This is a genomic window from Chitinophaga sancti (assembly GCF_034424315.1).
GTDB lineage: Bacteria > Bacteroidota > Bacteroidia > Chitinophagales > Chitinophagaceae > Chitinophaga > Chitinophaga sancti.
Map to the genome: position 1 here is coordinate 1,062,475 of NZ_CP139972.1, position 16,748 is coordinate 1,079,222.

At 44.7% G+C, this 16,748-nt stretch carries 15 protein-coding genes and 1 other RNA gene; 5 read left to right on the forward strand and 11 right to left on the reverse strand.

The window, feature by feature from the left end:
* The first annotated feature begins 240 nt into the window (after nt 1-240).
* The 3 genes from U0033_RS03840 (at nt 241) to U0033_RS03850 (ending at nt 1,883) form a co-directional block, all read left to right on the forward strand.
* A complete protein-coding gene (locus tag U0033_RS03840; protein ID WP_072366377.1) occupies nt 241-567 on the forward strand; it encodes a transposase in 327 nt (108 codons plus the stop codon).
* Nucleotides 551-1,486 carry an IS3 family transposase gene (locus tag U0033_RS03845; protein WP_322518471.1) on the forward strand — a complete coding sequence of 312 codons (936 nt, stop codon included), beginning with the start codon at nt 551-553 and terminating at the stop codon, nt 1,484-1,486. The genes U0033_RS03840 and U0033_RS03845 overlap by 17 nt, the downstream gene beginning before the upstream one ends.
* Before the next feature lie 76 nt (nt 1,487-1,562).
* Nucleotides 1,563-1,883 (forward strand): hypothetical protein, encoded by a 321-nt coding sequence (locus U0033_RS03850; protein ID WP_143150864.1) that lies wholly within the window; start codon nt 1,563-1,565, stop codon nt 1,881-1,883.
* Between the two features lie 68 nt (nt 1,884-1,951).
* Here the strand turns inward: U0033_RS03850 and U0033_RS33220 are convergent, their stop codons facing one another.
* The 11 genes from U0033_RS33220 to bioD form a co-directional block, all read right to left on the reverse strand.
* Nucleotides 1,952-2,155 carry an IS66 family transposase gene (locus U0033_RS33220; RefSeq protein ID WP_072364117.1) on the reverse strand — a complete coding sequence of 68 codons (204 nt, stop codon included), beginning with the start codon at nt 2,153-2,155 and terminating at the stop codon, nt 1,952-1,954.
* Nucleotides 2,156-2,313: 158 nt separating this feature from the next.
* A complete protein-coding gene (locus tag U0033_RS03855) occupies nt 2,314-2,730 on the reverse strand; it encodes a DUF4870 domain-containing protein (RefSeq protein WP_072364118.1) in 417 nt (138 codons plus the stop codon).
* Between the two features lie 492 nt (nt 2,731-3,222).
* An RNA gene (rnpB, locus tag U0033_RS03860) (RNase P RNA component class A) lies at nt 3,223-3,608 on the reverse strand.
* Between the two features lie 331 nt (nt 3,609-3,939).
* Nucleotides 3,940-4,974, reverse strand: a complete 1,035-nt coding sequence (locus tag U0033_RS03865) for a Smr/MutS family protein (RefSeq protein WP_072364119.1) — start codon at nt 4,972-4,974, stop codon at nt 3,940-3,942.
* Nucleotides 4,975-5,362: 388 nt separating this feature from the next.
* Nucleotides 5,363-5,800, reverse strand: coding sequence for a DoxX family protein (locus tag U0033_RS03870; RefSeq protein WP_072364120.1), 438 nt, complete (start codon nt 5,798-5,800; stop codon nt 5,363-5,365).
* Nucleotides 5,801-6,127: 327 nt separating this feature from the next.
* On the reverse strand, nt 6,128-7,798 hold the full coding sequence (locus U0033_RS03875; protein WP_072364121.1) for an amino acid permease: 1,671 nt from the start codon (nt 7,796-7,798) through the stop codon (nt 6,128-6,130).
* Between the two features lie 708 nt (nt 7,799-8,506).
* Nucleotides 8,507-9,478, reverse strand: a complete 972-nt coding sequence (locus U0033_RS03880) for a polyprenyl synthetase family protein (protein ID WP_072364122.1) — start codon at nt 9,476-9,478, stop codon at nt 8,507-8,509.
* Nucleotides 9,479-9,512: 34 nt separating this feature from the next.
* On the reverse strand, nt 9,513-11,897 hold the full coding sequence (rnr, locus tag U0033_RS03885; RefSeq protein ID WP_245801842.1) for a ribonuclease R: 2,385 nt from the start codon (nt 11,895-11,897) through the stop codon (nt 9,513-9,515).
* Between the two features lie 11 nt (nt 11,898-11,908).
* Nucleotides 11,909-12,976: a tetraacyldisaccharide 4'-kinase gene (gene lpxK / locus U0033_RS03890; RefSeq protein WP_072364123.1), complete on the reverse strand. Its 1,068-nt coding sequence runs from the start codon at nt 12,974-12,976 to the stop codon at nt 11,909-11,911.
* Nucleotides 12,977-12,979: 3 nt separating this feature from the next.
* The gene (locus U0033_RS03895; RefSeq protein ID WP_072364124.1) at nt 12,980-13,561 is read right to left on the reverse strand and encodes a 5-formyltetrahydrofolate cyclo-ligase; all 582 of its coding nucleotides are present in this window, start codon (nt 13,559-13,561) and stop codon (nt 12,980-12,982) included.
* 13 nt (nt 13,562-13,574) lie between these two features.
* Nucleotides 13,575-14,207, reverse strand: a complete 633-nt coding sequence (gene bioD / locus U0033_RS03900) for a dethiobiotin synthase (protein ID WP_072364125.1) — start codon at nt 14,205-14,207, stop codon at nt 13,575-13,577.
* 137 nt (nt 14,208-14,344) lie between these two features.
* Here bioD and U0033_RS03905 point away from each other — a divergent pair, with 137 nt between their 5' ends.
* Both U0033_RS03905 and U0033_RS03910 read left to right on the forward strand, forming a co-directional pair.
* On the forward strand, nt 14,345-15,703 hold the full coding sequence (locus tag U0033_RS03905; RefSeq protein WP_072364126.1) for a pyridoxal-phosphate dependent enzyme: 1,359 nt from the start codon (nt 14,345-14,347) through the stop codon (nt 15,701-15,703).
* Between the two features lie 167 nt (nt 15,704-15,870).
* A complete protein-coding gene (locus U0033_RS03910; protein ID WP_072364127.1) occupies nt 15,871-16,680 on the forward strand; it encodes an ABC transporter substrate-binding protein in 810 nt (269 codons plus the stop codon).
* Nucleotides 16,681-16,748: the final 68 nt, after the last annotated feature.

Below are 16,748 nucleotides of genomic sequence, written 5' to 3' on the forward strand. Positions count from 1 at the left end.
GTAATACTTACACTGGCAATCTCTTGTAGCCGAAGATATATGGACGTTAGCAGGGGGCTTCGAAATTATAATAAAGGAACTATTACTGCAGCTCAGTATGACTCGATTTGGACTTCTTATTATACAATCAATAAGAGCAATTTTAATTTTGATAATAGAATAAAATTAACTGGTTGGTATATAATACTCCCCTAAAAACGGACAGTAAGTTTAAGTGGAAAAACATCTTAAATTTACAATATGAACAAGGGAAGAAGAAAGTTCAATGCAGCGTTTAAAGCGAAAGTAGCTATCGAAGCCTTAAAGGAACAGCTGACCTTAGCAGAGCTGGCCGAGAAGTATGATATACATCCTACTCAGATAACTGAGTGGAAGAAGCAACTGCTTTCAGGGTCAGAGGATGTGTTTGACCAGGGAAAGAAGGCAGGTAGCGATGCCTCAGATCATCAGGAAGAAAAAGACGAACTATATAAGCAAATCGGTCAACTCAAGGTAGAGGTCGACTGGTTGAAAAAAAAATCTGAGCAGGCATTTGGGAAAAACTGGAAAGATGGCTTTAGTAAATAAGGAGGACAGTGAGCTCAGTATTGTACGTCAGTGTCAATTGCTGGAAGTATCTCGTAGCAGCCATTACCATGAGCCCAAAGGAGAAAGCAAATTAAACCTGGAGCTGATGGAGCAGATAGACCGTATGCATTTGGAACATCCCTATTTTGGGGCAGAGCGCATGGCAAAACATCTGAGTACACCAGAGCTACATGTTAATGTGAAGCGGATAAGGCGATTGATGCGGAAAATGGATATTTCGGCCATATATCCCGCCCCTAATACAAGTGAGGCATGTAAGTGGCACAAAACATATCCATACCTGCTTCGGAACCTGAAAATAGACCGGAATAATATGGTTTGGAGTATGGATATAACTTATATTCCAATGCCGAAGGGTTTTATGTACCTGTGTGCGATTATAGACTGGAATAGCCGCTATCTGTTATCCTGGACACTCAGCAATACCATGACAGTGGAATTTTGTCTGGAAGCGCTTGAAAAGGCCATTTCTATTTATGGAGCACCAGAGATCTTAAATACGGATCAGGGCAGCCAGTTTACAAGTGAAGACTTTACAACAGCTGTATTAAGTGCTGAAATTCGCCTAAGCATGGATGGAGTAGGACGAGCCACAGACAATATCACAATCGAGCGATTTTGGCGTAGCATCAAGTATGAGAATATCTATCTCAATGCTTATGATAGTACGCTGGATTTATACAAGGGAATTCACAGGTATGTGGAATTCTACAACTGGGAACGAAAACATCAAGGCCTGGAATATAAGACTCCTGCTGAGGTTTATGGAGCAGCTGATAAGTTATCCACATATCCACAGATATCAACAAAAAGAAAAAAAGAACCAAAAAAAGAAAAAGGTTATAATAGTAGTAATAGATTTGATTCTTTAATTAATAATTCACCTATTGCTGTCTAATAAATGGGGAGTATATAAGTATGTTCATACAGATCCTCCACAGGCCCCGCCCTTTAATAAAATTAGCTATAATGCCATGAGATTTACAGATAGTAGTTTCGTTTATTATAGTATGAGAATATACGACTCAATATCAAATAATATTGTATCTCATAACGTAGGTTCTGCAGATAGGTTCACTGTAGAAAAAGGCGAAATTAAACACGAATATTTGTTGGGAAGAGATTTTGAGATATATAATATCTTCATGTATGCAACAATAAGTGAGGATGGAGATACAATAAGATTTTATGCAAGTGAGACTTATCAAATGTCAAATGGAAGAAAAGAAAAGAAAACAGTGGAAGAGTTTATCTACAATCCAACATTAACCTTCATACCTGGTAAGGGCAAATAAAAGAATAAACAATGCAGCCCTTTCACCACCATGTTCATTACTGGCAAAAAGGGAGTTTTTTCTGGAACTCATTTCATAAACAGGCATTTTGAATTGATAATCAATACATAAATGGTAATTACGAAATGAGTTCTAAATAATGTAATTGGACGGATAGCACGCGCTGTCGAGTTATTATCGACATCTATGTTTCCGTTTGAAAAAAGTATTTCCAGCTTATCCCATTGATTATTTGCACAGGTGTTTGCTTTAGCTAACAAGCTATCAGGCACATGTTTATCTATAATACTTCCCGAAAAACGGACAGTAAGTTTAAGTGGAAAAACATCTTAAATCTACAATATGAACAAGGGAAGAATCTTCGTGTTCATCCAGCCAGGCACGGATCTTATCAAAGAATGGTTTACTATAGTCTCCCTGAATGTTTTTATTACTTCACTATTCTCCAGCTAAATGGGTATCGGTACAGCTCTCCGTTATTTGCCCGTACAGCAGCAATAATAGAAAAGATAAGATTGATGATGAAAACAATATTATTTCGTCCTTTGAATGCGCTGAAATGGAACCCGGATGAGTAGCTTGTCCAGAAGAAGGTGCTGAAGGTCCACATAGCGGAAAGGATAAAGAAAATGAAATTCACGATCAGTACAAGGATGCTCATGGTGATCTGGAAGTTCAGGGCTTCTTTACCCATGGCATTTAGCAAGGAGGATTGATCTCTTTTGATGAGCCAAAGGATCAGTACAGCTATAATATTGCCAACAGGTGAAAACCAGCCAATTGTCATGCCTATAATACCGCCAAGGCTGATGATCACTGCCCAGGTTCTTTCGTCTTTTTGATTCATTGGGTATATTAGATTTGGTAGTAAACAATTATTGAAATTAGGTGGATGTATACAAGTATTGAAATTATTTGTTGAATACAGACAAATGAAATTATCTGTTGTGAAACACTAAATGACCATCTTTGCTTGTATACAGATATTGAAATTATCTGGTTGTAAATAATTAAGGAAATTATTGACTAGCAAACAATTAATGAACTTCTGCTTATATACAATTTTGAAGTCATCTGCCTGGAACCACTAAATGAACTTCTCTGCCTTTATACAGATATGAATTATCTGTTGTGAAACACTAAATGACCATCTTTGCTTGTATACAGATATTGAAATTATCTGGTTGTAAACAATTAAGGAAATTATTGACTAGCAAACAATTATGACCTTCTGCTTATATGCGATTTTGAAGTTCTCTACCTGGAAACAAATTATGCACTTCTCTGCTTATAAACAATCACTAATAACAATGAACTGGAAATAATGAAAGGGAAAAACAAAAACTACAAACCTATAAGCCGGATTCTGTTCAACTGTCTTGCGACAACTGATGCTATCATTTATCTGCGATGACGTTCGCACGTCACCTGTATCTGCCTACCCTCGGTCATTGGACGAGCCGCCCTCATTGACCGTATACATGGCATTTCAGCACGCAAGGTTTACCCTTCTGTTATGTTGCCATTCCAGAACGTAGGCTCTTACCCTACATTTTCACCCTTACCCTGTACGAGACAAGGCGGTCATTTTCTGTGGCACTTTCTGTGACCTGTGCGTCTTATCCAGGATAAGATGAACAGGTCCCCACCAGTTAGGTGGTGCGTTGCTCTATGCTGTCCGGACTTTCCTTACCAGTTGCCTGGAACGATAGCACGGTTTGTAGTTTTTGCAAAAATATAAAAATCTGTCTTTGTAGCAGTTGGAATTTTCTAATTTCAAAAATCAAATGGTACACGCTGCTTAGACGTATGCAGATCATCTGGATTCTCCTGCATTGCCGGGGGATGCAAATCACCCGGATTCCTACTACTTGCAGTAGATGCCGGTCTTTCAAAACCCTGTTGCATTGCTGTAGATTCTAATTAACTGGTTCCTGCTGCTTTAGCGTTGATGCAGTCACTCAAAATCCTGTTGCCTTTCTATATGTAGATCACCGAACCCGAAAAATGGCTTTCTTCCGGCTTAGCTACATTCAAACTGCTGAACGCCATTCAATTAAGAATGCTTAAAGAATATCTCCGTCGCTCCAAACCCGTATCTTGGGTGGTATTCGTTTACAAACTTTTCTACATCGGGATTATCCTTCAGGATCATATGAATCTCATCCTTGAGCCTGCCCTTTCCTACCCCATGAATCACAAACATGGTATGCTGGTGATGAGATATAGCCAGTTCAAGATACCGTACAAATTCATTCAGCTGTATAGCGAGGATTTCAATGTTCTTCATCCCCTTCCAATCCGGTGTCAATTGCTCAATATGCAAATCGAGCTCGTACTTAGGCGTCATTGGCACTTCAGGAACACCTTTGTTCGTCGTCGTCGTGTTGCTGCCTGCAGCGAACTTACCAATAGACGAGGTATCGAAATCGTTCGCTGACTTTTCCGGCTTTGGCGGGAACTTTTCGAACAGCAAATAACTTAAAGTAGCGTTTCTTCTGGCTTGTAAATCACTTAGTTGCTGGAAAATCTGCTTGGTTTTTATCTTCCAGGTTTTCTGGAAAGAAGGGGCCAGTTTAGGATCTGGTTCCTTCGGATAAAAGGTGAATTCTATCCTTGGTCCGTCGTTCAGCGCCTCAAAAGGAAGGTCGCTAAGGTAGAAATTTGCAAAGGGCTGAATCTCATTTTTCATCTCCAGTTCCAGCTGGTTGTTGAGGTATACCTGGAAATGGAACTTCCAGGCGCTATTGGTCTCGTTGGCCAGGTGAAACTTAAGTTGTTCTATATTTTCCTCATATCCTTCTACACGGAATACGGGCAGTACAGAGAGGAATACCCCTTTGTCCATTCTGAAAGTATCCGTTTTCTTTTCGGGTTTGATATCGAAACCGGCCTTGCGGGCAGGTGGGTTGCCGTTCTTAGGGGTGGTTGTAAAGCGGTGAAAATAAGGGAAATCGATCTGATCCAGGTACACCGGGAATGTCACTTTACCTATCTCTACCATCACCATATTATCGTTGATGATGTCTACAACGGTACCTTCTTCTTTTGAGTGAAGCAGTAATATCTTATCTCCAATCTCGTACTTCATGATTACTATGCTGCGGCTCTAGTAGACAGCTTGCAGGGACGCCTGGTAGCTGTATCGCAGTGGCGCAAAACTACATAAATTATGGGAATGTTAGATTTTGCATAAGAGGGGGTGGTGTACTTTCACGCATTATGCCCGGTTCTACAAATAACAGTCTACCCTGCTACCCGTACTACCGTGGAGCAAATCAACGTGCAATAGGTAAACCACCGCCATGTCGAACCAACAATAAACACTCTCCCTGCTCTGCGTTACGGCGCAGCAAGTTGGCATCTAATAACCAAACCATCACCACGCCCTAATCTACAAACAACAGGTTACCCTGCTACCTGTACTACAGCGCAGCAAATCAACACGGAATAAGAAAACCGTCATACATTATGCCCGGTCATGCAGGATGCCGGCGCATATAACCATCGTAAGAAAGGGGACCACTACCTTCTACCAGGAATAATAACAGCAGAAGCAGAACAAGGATGGAAAGGCCGGATTCACTATGCACATTAAACAATCCCGTAGGTGTATGTACAAAAATGAGGGCGCCAAGAAGAATGGGGATCTGTGCTAGGACAGCAGCTCGAGTGAGGAGGCCAAATGCAATAAGGACCCCGCCCAGGAGATGAGCAAAGACAATGTAATGAGCAAGCCAGAAAGACAGTACTGTGATAAACGGGCTTTGGTTGATCACTGCTTTGAGAACATCAATATTTTGAATGAATACAACTCCTTTCCAGAACAAAAATATTCCAAGGAGAATGCGAACGCCATCAACCCACCTGGGATGATGCGACTCGCCCCAATGGTCAATTCGCTGTAGCAGGTTCATAAAATATGAGTTTTAAGATCAAAGAACTTAACTAAATATAAGTTTTTTTTATGAATTCTCCAAATTAGGTATGAGATCCAAGTGATTAGGGATGAGCGGTTTATAACAAGCCATTCATTAGAGACAGGACTTACTAACGGGAATCAATGCCATTTTCACAAAAAAAAGGCCCCCTGCTGTAAGCAAGGAGCCCTATCTATTTATTAAAAATCTATTAAATCACTACTTTCGGTACATCATCATTCAGTTTGCTTTCACGATAACTATATCCAAAATAAAAAGCCAAACCTATTAACAAGCAAACAGCCCTATCTATTTATTAAAAATCTATTGTATCACTACTTTCGGTACATCATCATTCAGCTTGCTCTTGCGGTAGCTATATCCAAAATAAATAGCCAAACCTATTAACAACCAAACAGTAAACACTTCCCAGTTACTCAAGCCAATCTCAGTCATCAGGTAAAAACAACTGAGCAATCCCAGCACAGGAATCAGTGACAGCTTCTTCAAAAATGACAACACCACGAAAACCACGGTTGCCACCACAAAGAAGAAGAACGGAATATTATGTTTCCATACATTCCAGCCACCTGCAAAGGAGAAGCGTGCCGGCAATTCATTTCTGAAGATATATATGAAGACCAGCACAATAGCTGGTACGATATATTTCCCATTAATATATGGCAAACGGAATCGCTTGCTACCATCATTCGCCGGCTGCGGAGGCAGTAACAATACCCCGCCACATACCAGGATGAAGGCAAACAAGGTACCGATACTTGTCAGATCCGTTACGACTGTCAGGTTCAGGAACAAGGCAGGTACACCTACGATTACCCCGGTGATGATCGTCGCAAAGGAAGGCGTCTTGAACTTCGGATGAATCTTACTGAATTTCTTTGGTAACAAACCGTCACGACTCATGCTCATCCAGATACGCGGCTGACCGATCTGGAATACGAGTAATACGCTGGTCGTAGCCACTACCGCACTCACCGAGATCAGGAAACTTACCTTGTGAAGGTTCACCGCGTTGAATACGAAGGCCAATGGGTCTTCTACTTTCAACTGTGAATAAGATACCATGCCCGTGAGCACAAACGCAATCAGGATATATAATACAGTACAGATTATCAGTGAGTAGATCATGCCTTTGGGCAGGTCACGCTGTGGGTTCGCACATTCTTCCGCAGTGGTACTGATCGCATCAAAACCAATATAGGCAAAGAATACGGCAGACACACCCTTCAGTACACCAGAGAATCCATTCGGCAGGAACGGAGACCAGTTATCAGGATGTACATAGAAGGAACCGACGATGATAACGAAGAGTATAACCGCGATCTTGAGTCCCACCATGAAGTTGGCGCTCTTTTTACTTTCACGGATGCCGACGTAAGCGAGATACGTTACTAATATAACTATTATAAAAGCAGGTAAATTGAGGATGATAGGTAAACCAGCGATGTGTGGTGCCGATGCATAGATTTCAGGTGTGGCACTGTCGTAATTGCTTGTAAGCCAGAGCGGCAGCGAAAGGTGCATATGTAAGGCCTTGCCGACGCCTTCAAGCAGGTTGTTGAAATAACCACTCCATGAGATGGCGACTGCAATGTTCCCGATGGCGTATTCGAGTATCAGTGCCCAGCCGATGATCCAGGCTGCCAGTTCGCCGAAGGTGACGTAGGAGTAAGTATACGCACTGCCGGACACCGGTACCCTGCTGGCAAATTCAGCGTAGCAGAGGGCTGAGAAACCACAGGTAATAGCCGTGATGATGAATAACAGGGATACGCCCGGGCCGCCATGAAACGAGGCTTCACCAATGGTAGAGAAGATCCCTGCGCCTATCACGGCTGCAATGCCCATTGCTGTCAGGTCCTTTACTTTCAGTACTTTGTGTAGGCCGCCACCATGTGCGTCATCTGATAAACCATCTTGTGCATCTTTCAGAATTGTTGTAATTGATTTCTTACGAAACAGCGATTTAGACATCTGGTGGTGATATTTTGTTGTTGACCTTTTTTAGGTGTTGAGTTGATGCGAAGATATTGAAATAAAATTAATGAGGCCTTGATAGCCAGACACTTGGTTGCTAATGTTGATTAGCCTGGCAACCAATCGCCGACAGGCCTGCGGTTCGCGTTAAAAGCTGGTTATAATTGTTGAAAGCGAATTATAAGCAGGATGCATTCATGTTCAATTTCTTACAACTGGCTAAAGCCCCGCGGCCCGCGTTAATAGCTAATTATTTTTAAAGGAAATTATAATCAAAATACATGAATGTTCCTTCTTACAACTGGCTAAAACCCTGCTCCCGCTTTAAAACCTAATTATTTTAAAAGGAAACTATAATCAAAAGACATGAATGTTCCTTCTTACAACTGGCTAAAACCCGCGTTAATAGCTAATTATTTTAAAAGGAAACTATAATCAAAATACATGAATGTTCCCTTCTTACAACTGGCTAAAGCCCCGCGGCCCGCGTTAATAGCTAATTATTTTTAAAGGAAATTATAATCAAAATACATGAATGTTCCTTCTTACAACTGGCTAAAGCCCCGCGGCCCGCGTTAATAGCTAATTATTTTTAAAGGAAACTATAATCAAAAGACATGAATGTTCCTTCTTACAACTGGCTAAAACCCTGCTCCCGCTTTAAAACCTAAATAGTTTTTAAATACCAATTACACCCCACACGCATTAATGTTCCCTTTTTAATAGGAAATCAGCCAGTTCGATCAGCGGTTGCTTCCTTGCTGATAACACTGCAATCTTCTCCAGGTGCACCAGTGCCAGGTCATGAAACCGCTCCTTCTCCTTCTCTGCCCACTGATCCACCTGGCAATCATGGAACAATTCCAATACCTGCGCGACCTTATCTTCCGGATTGCTCACCAGCAATTCTTTCAGCTTGGCTTTCTGTGGACCATCACACAGTTCCAGTGCCTTCAGTAAAAGGAATGTCTTCTTATTCACTAAGATATCACCCCCCTGCTGTTTTCCGAATTTCTCCGGATCGCCAAACGCATCCAGGAAATCATCCTGGATCTGGAACGCAATCCCTACATTCTTCCCAAACTGGTACAGGTGCTCCTGGTTGTATTCACTCCCTCCGCCAATGATAGCGCCCATCTTCAGACTGGCAGCCAGCAATACGGAAGTCTTCAGTGCGATCATATTTACATAGTCATCATACTGCACATGCTCCGCCTCCGTCTCTTCAAAATCCATATCCATCTGCTGGCCTTCGCACACTTCTATCGCTGCCTTATTGAAAGCAGCCAGCAGCTTTTGTTTATGCTGTGGCTGTACCTTGTTCAGGTATTCATATACATTGATCAGCATTACATCTCCGGCCAGGATCGCAGCCGTATCACCATACAGGGTATGCACAGTGGGTTGGTTTCTGCGAAGTGGTGCCTTGTCCATCAAATCATCATGTACGAGGGTGAAATTGTGAAAGAGTTCCACCGCGGTACCTACCTGGTAAGCATCCGGGTGAATCGTATCAAACAACTCGTTGCCCATCAAAGCCAGGATAGGCCTGATTCGTTTACCACCTATTTTGAGTATGTGGCTGGCCGCATCGTACAGTTTCTTAGGTTTTTCCGGAAAATGTTCCTTCGCAAAATGTTCTCCAAACTTGATCGTTAATTCCTGAAATGAATGCATGGTATCTTGTCAATAATTATAAATCGGGTCGAAATTATGGCTTTTTACGGGAAGCAGCACCGCCCTTCTTATCTGATGTTGATTTCTTCTTACCAGCGGTAGATTTTGTTTTGTCTTTGGCAGGACCGGGTGTCTTTTCAGCAGCCGGCTTTTTGCCGCGTGGCTGGCGGGATGGCCCGGCAAAATCATCATGTTGATCATTTGCCGTACGAGCTCCGGAATGCTCTCCTCCAGGATGCTGTTCCTGATGAAAATCATCCTTGCGGCCTTTCTTCCGGGATCCGCGATTCTCTCCTCCAAAGTCATCCTTTTGTCTCTTTCGCTCATGGCTCCCGGTCTCCTCCGCCTTCACCCCTGCATCTTCATCCTCTATCAACTCATAATCCAGCTGCCGTTTCACCAGGTTCGCCGCAGCCACCTGCACCTTTACTTTATCTCCAATCCTGATCTTCCTGCCGGTATACGTACCTATCAGCGAATACTCCTGCTCATCATACCTGAACTCATCTTTGGTATTCATACTCTGCAAACTCACCAGGCCCTCACACTTCGTCTCCACCGTCTCTACCCAGAAACCAAAATGGGCTACCCCACTCACCACGCCATCAAAATGCTCGCCCAGGTACTGCTGCATATACTCTACCTGCTTATACTTGTTCGCCGCTCTCTCCGCTTCCATCGCCTTTCTTTCCATCTCTGAAGAGTGCTTACACTTCGCATCCATCCGCTTATCAGCATGGATATCATTCGCCAGGCACTGTGCCACTACCCTATGCACCAGCACATCCGGATAACGACGGATCGGTGAGGTAAAATGACAATAGTGTTCAAAGCCCAATCCATAGTGACCAATGTCTTCCGTTTGATACACGGCTTTGGCCATCGTACGGATACCCAGGGTTTCCAGTACATGCTGTTCCGGCTTCCCTTTCGCCAGTTGCAACATGGCATTGAAACTGTTCGCCAGCGCATCCGGGTTAGACAGATCCAGTTTATGACCGAACTTGCTAGCAAACCCGGAGAACACTTTCAGTTTTTCTTCGTCCGGTGTATCGTGGGTACGATATGGGAACGGCACCTGCTGGTTATTGCCGATGCGGATATTGTATACATATTCTGCTACCTTCTTATTGGCCAGCAGCATAAATTCTTCGATCAGCTGGTGTGCTTCCTTGCTCTCCTTGATCATGATGCCGATGGGCTTCGCCTGCTCATCCAGCTGGAAGCGTACTTCCTGTGAGGAGAAATTGATGGCACCATGCTGGATCCGTGCCTTACGCATGGTCTGCGCAATGCTATTCAGCAGGAGCACTTCCTCTTTATATGGCCCATCACCAGATTCAATGATGTCCTGTACTTCCTCATAGGTAAAGCGATGATCGGAGTGGATCACCGTTCTGCCAATCCATTGCTCCCTGATCTCTCCCTGCTCATTCATTTTGAACACGGCAGAAAAGGTCAGTTTGTCTTCATGCGGACGCAGGGAACAGAGCTCGTTAGAGATCTTCTCCGGCAGCATGGGCAGTACACGATCCGGCAGGTATACGGAGGTAGCGCGCTTGTCGGCCTCAGTGTCCAGCGCGGTATCCGGCAGTACATAATGACTGACGTCGGCAATGTGTACACCGATTTCATACCAGCCACCACGGGTCTTTTTAATAGAGAGGGCATCATCGAAGTCCTTCGCATCCACCGGGTCGATGGTAAAGGTGAGGGTCTTACGAAAGTCCTTCCGCTTCTTTACCTCGGCAGCGCTGATGTCTTCCTGGATGGTTTGCAGTTCCTGGATCACATCATTCGGAAAACTGAGCGGGAACCCAGCTTCGATGAGGATCTCCTTCATTGCCAGGTCGTTGGTATCGCTGGCATCCAGTAGTTCTACAATCTCGCCAACGGGCTTGCGGGTCTTTTCTCCCCACTGCACAACCTTCACTACGGCCTTGTCGCCGGTCTTCAGTTCATGCGCCTTATTTGCAGGAATATATATATCCGGCATAAAAGTGCCCTTGTCAGGTACCAGGAATGCGAATCCCTTATTCACCTGCAGGGTGCCGGTAAACTCTGTTTTCTTACGTTTAGTAATGGCCGTTATCACCCCTTCCATTCTTCCCTGGTTCTTTGCCTGCTTGATCACATCAACAGCTACTTCATCACCATCCAGGGCGGTGTTCAGGTTCTTTTGTCTGACCAATACGTCTTTGTCCTGCCCTTCGACGATCACGAAGGCCATGCCGGAACGGGTAATTTCTATAGTTCCGTTGTAGGTTTTCTTCTGGCCGTGATTGCTTTTTTCCCTGTTGCCAGCATTTCGTTCTTTATGGCTGCCACCTTTGTTGCCAGCGTTTCTTTCTCTCTGGCCGGAACTCTTGTCTTTGTTGCCGGCGCCTTTTGCTTTTTGAGGTTTTTTCTTTTTAGTCATTCTCGTAACATTTAATCATGGTTACTTCCAAACCGTTCCACGTAGTCAAAAATATAATTATTAAATGAATCTCCTTCCCCGAACAGGAAAGATATTTCCACCGGCATAACGGCGATGGTTATGTTGCGCTCCCGGAGTTGCGGGGCCAGGAGCTGTAGCCTTACGGCATCTTTCTCGGTGGTGATCACCATTTTGTTGTCCCCTGGCAGGTTGCCCAGTTCACGTTGTATCTTGTCAAGGTCATGTCCGGCATAGTAGTAGTGATCGGGAAAAGACAGCAGGAAGACCTCCCGGTGGCTGCTTTTCAGTTGCTGCAATAGTGGTTCAGGACGGGCGATACCGGCTACCAACAGTAAGGTTGTTGCTGCGGGTATGGTGATTGGTTCGCCGCTGAACATGTTGTACAAATTACCATATTGCAGGGTAGTAAAATATACATGTTGCCCGGGCAGGGGATTAATTTCCTGCCGGATAGCGTTTTTTTCTGTTTCAGAAAGCTGGGGCGGACATTTGGATACGATGATGCAATTGGCTCTTTCGTATCCTTTGCGTCCTTCCCGGAGGCGCCCAAAAGGCACCACATGATCTTTGGTGAACCGGCGGCTATAGTCGGTGATCATGATGTTCATACCAGGTTTTACAGATCGGTGCTGAAAGGCATCGTCCAGCAAAATAACCTGGGTATCGGGGCGCTCCCCGAGGAGCTGTGGAATGGCAAGCATGCGTTCTTCGCCCACGCATACACTGATATCAGGGTACTTCTGGTGAAACTGCATGGGTTCATCTCCCAGCTGTGAAGCGGTACTGTTTGCATCCGCCAGCAGGTAGCCCTTGGTACGGCGGTTGTAGCCACGGCTCAGGGTAGCGGTCTGAAACCGGTCTTTGAGCAGGCGGATAAGGTACTCTACATGCGGCGTCTTGCCGGTACCTCCTACCGAGAGGTTGCCTACGGCGATCACGGGCAGGTCGAATTCCACGGCATTGAGTACTTTATTGTCATAGAAGCGGTTGCGGGTCCACATGACCAGGCCGTACAAAAGTGAGAAAGGATATAATAAGATCTTGAGATAATTCAGCATGCATCAGCTTTTTGTAAAATGATAGATGGTGTGCGGGGTGACCACGATACTAAGTGGTACATCCCAGGAACCGATGTCTGCGATACCGGCAACGGGATCGAAGAGTGACAGGCCGATGGTCGTCACATCCGGGCGGCATTGCTCCAGGAAGCGGTCATACATCCCTTTGCCATAGCCTACACGGTGACCATCGGTATCGAAAGCCAGCAGGGGTACGAATACCAGGTCAAGGTCTGCCGGGGCGATAAGGGTACCGGCAGTTGGCTCCGGAATGCCGTAGGCGTTCTTTTCCAGTACGGTATTTTGCTCCCAAAGGTAATGCAACATGGTGCTATCAGACATATTGGAGCGGGAAATAACCCATTGGAGAGCCGGGAACGTGGTCCGGGTCTGGTCTACAAGGGCCTGTGTATCCACTTCTTTTTTTTCCCTGATAGGAAGAAAAATGTGTGCCAGCTTATAAGGGCTGAAATCCAGCAGCCGGCATTGAGCAAGCAGCTGCGCGTTGAGCGTGGTAATCAGTTCAGGGGGAGTGTTGAGTCTTTTTTCAAGAAACTCCCGGCGTATATCCTTTTTTGTTAACAAATGGAACTCTGCATTATTTGAGCTGTAAAGATAGTTTTTCTGCCTGTTCCTTTACAAAAGCCTTGTCAATCTGGCTGGATTGCGGGATGCGCCCGAGTTTCGGGAATCCGGACCAGGCCACCACTTCGTCTTCATTGGAATGCGTTTCGCCGCTGAAGACCCAGCCCAGTACGGGAATTCCTTCCTGTTGGAGGGATCTGGCGGTGAGTAATGAGTGATTGATGGCGCCGAGGTAATTGCCGGCAACGATGATGACGGAGGCTTTGAGTTGCCGGATCAGGTCGATGGTGAAAATGGTGTTGGTGATAGGTACCATGAGGCCGCCGGCGCCTTCGATGATGAGGGGGCGGTTGGCTGGCTGGTAGCTATCAGCTATTTCTGTGATTCTTTTTACGTTGATGTTCACGCCTTCGAGCCTGGCTGCCAGGTGTGGGGAGGCCGGTTCTTTGAGGCAGTAGGCCTCTCTATGGCATTTGGATACTGGATTGCTCAGTAGTTTTTTGATGGTATCGGTATCCGTACCTTCTGTCAGCCCGGTTTGGACAGGTTTCCAGTAGTCTGCCTGCAGGGATTCGGTGATGATGGCGGAGGTGATGGTTTTGCCTACGCCTGTGCCGATGCCGGTGATGAAGATGCGGTTTGTCATAATTGTGCAAAGATATTGTATATTAATTATATAGTAAGATTTTGCTGCTGCCGGCCAAATCTGCTCAAAAACGCTTAACTGATTTAAATCAGCCAATTATCTTTATTTTCGCTCCGATCAATTTAATTTAATAATTTATGAAGTTTTGCAACAGCATCCTTGAAACCATAGGAAACACCCCATTGGTAAAACTCCACCGCGTTACCGCAGGCCTTCCCTGCCCCGTCTTTGCCAAAGTAGAATTCTTTAACCCGGGCAACTCTATCAAAGACCGTATGGCCGTTAAAATGGTAGAAGTAGCCGAACAAAAAGGTTTACTCAAACCCGGTGGTACCATTATCGAAGGCACCTCTGGCAATACTGGTATGGGCCTGGCCCTGGCCGCAGTGATCAAAGGTTACAAGTGTATCTTTACCACCACTGATAAACAATCTAAAGAAAAGGTTGATATCCTCAAAGCCGTTGGCGCCGAAGTGATCGTATGCCCTACAAACGTAGAGCCGGAAGATCCCCGCTCCTACTACTCTGTATCCAAACGCCTGGCTACAGAAATACCCAATAGCTTTTATGTGAACCAGTATGATAACCTTGCCAACCGCGATGCACATTATGAGCAAACAGGTCCTGAGATCTGGGAACAAACAGATGGCAAAATCACCCACCTCATTGTAGCTACCGGTACCGGGGGTACGATTACCGGCACAGGCAGGTTCCTGAAAGAGAAGAACCCGGATATAAAAGTGTGGGCGATAGATAGCTACGGCTCCCTGCTGACGAAGTACTTCGAAACCGGGGAACAGGATATGTCAGAAGTATATCCTTACATCACGGAAGGAATTGGTGAGGACTTTGTGCCGCAGAACTATGACATGAGTGTGATTGATGCGTTTACAAAAGTGACGGACAAGGATGGTGCGGTAATGGCAAGACGCATTACAAAGGAAGAAGGCATCTTCGTGGGATACTCCGCAGGATCTGCTGTGGCAGGCCTTTTACAATTGAAGGATTCATTGAAGCCAACGGATGTAGTGGTGGTGATCTTCCATGATTCAGGTAGCCGTTATGTAGGGAAAGTGTACAATGATCAGTGGATGATGGAGAGAGGTTTCCTTGATGTGAAGACGGTGAAGGATGTGGTGAATGGTCGCCGTAACCAGCCACTGGTCACGATTCAGCAGGAAGAGAAAGTGAGTGATGCGATCAATAAAATGAAGAAGTATGATATAGAGCATATACCGGTTTTGCATATGCAGGAAGTGGTGGGATCGATTTCTGAAAATGGTTTGTTTATTAAACTGATTGATGATGCGAACCTGAAGGATGCACAGGTGAAAGAGGTGATGCAGGCGAAATTCCCGGAGGTGAACATGGATATGCCGATAGAGAAATTGTCTTCTTTTATCAATAAAGAAAATGGTGCGGTGTTGACGAAAGATGAAAGTGGTGTGGCACATATCGTTACCAAATATGATATTATTCAGGCACTTGGGAGTTAATGGTGAAAGGTGGGATTATGCTTGTGGGGTTGGATTGTGCGGGTGAATGTAATGGTTAGGCAATTTTGTAGAGATGTTTTACATGGGCGGTTTTATTTGACCAGTGAGGGATGGGCTTTGCATTAGTGTTGATCTGCCTCCGCAAAATCAATTAAACTGATTCAGCCATGAATAATTCACCTGATTCATCTTATACAGATCAAACCGGCCGGGAGGTGAAGCTCTCTTTGCCTCCCCGCCGGATCGTGTCTTTAGTACCATCTATCACAGAGTTATTATTCGACCTGGGATTAGAAAATGAAATTGTGGGGGTGACGAAGTTTTGTATCCATCCTGTAAACAATAAAACCCGGATCGGCGGCACAAAGCGATTACATTTATCCGCAATAAGCGCTTTGCAACCTGATCTGATCATTGCCAATAAAGAAGAAAATGAACGGGAGCAGGTGGAGGCATTGATGCAGGAATACCCGGTATGGGTGTCGGATGTGCATGATTTAAGCAGTGCGCTGGAAATGATCCGGCAGGTAGCTGAGATCACAGATCGTGGACAAAAGGGAAGGGAATTATGTACAGCAATAAACGCCGCATTTGCACAATTGGCGCAACAGATAGCGGTTTTAACAAGGGGCAATGAAAAATTGAAGGTCGCCTACTATATCTGGAAAGACCCCTGGATGCTGGCCGGCGGCGACACATTTATCTCCTCCATGCTGGAGCAATGTGGGTTGGAGAATGTTTTTAAAGACAGGACCCGTTACCCGGAGATATCACCAGAAACGCTTATGCATACTGATTGTCAACTGGTTCTACTCTCTTCCGAACCCTTTCCTTTCAAAGAATCGCATGTTTCTTTTTTCAAAAACCTGGAAGTCCGGCTGGTAGACGGGGAAATGTTCAGCTGGTACGGTAGTAGAATCTTGCGCGCAGTGGCCTATTTTCGGGATATTTTCTATCTAAATCAGACTTTTTTTTGACGAACATCATATAAATCATTAGAAAACATGATTCTAACTCTATAAAACTTGTTATTTAGTACTTATAT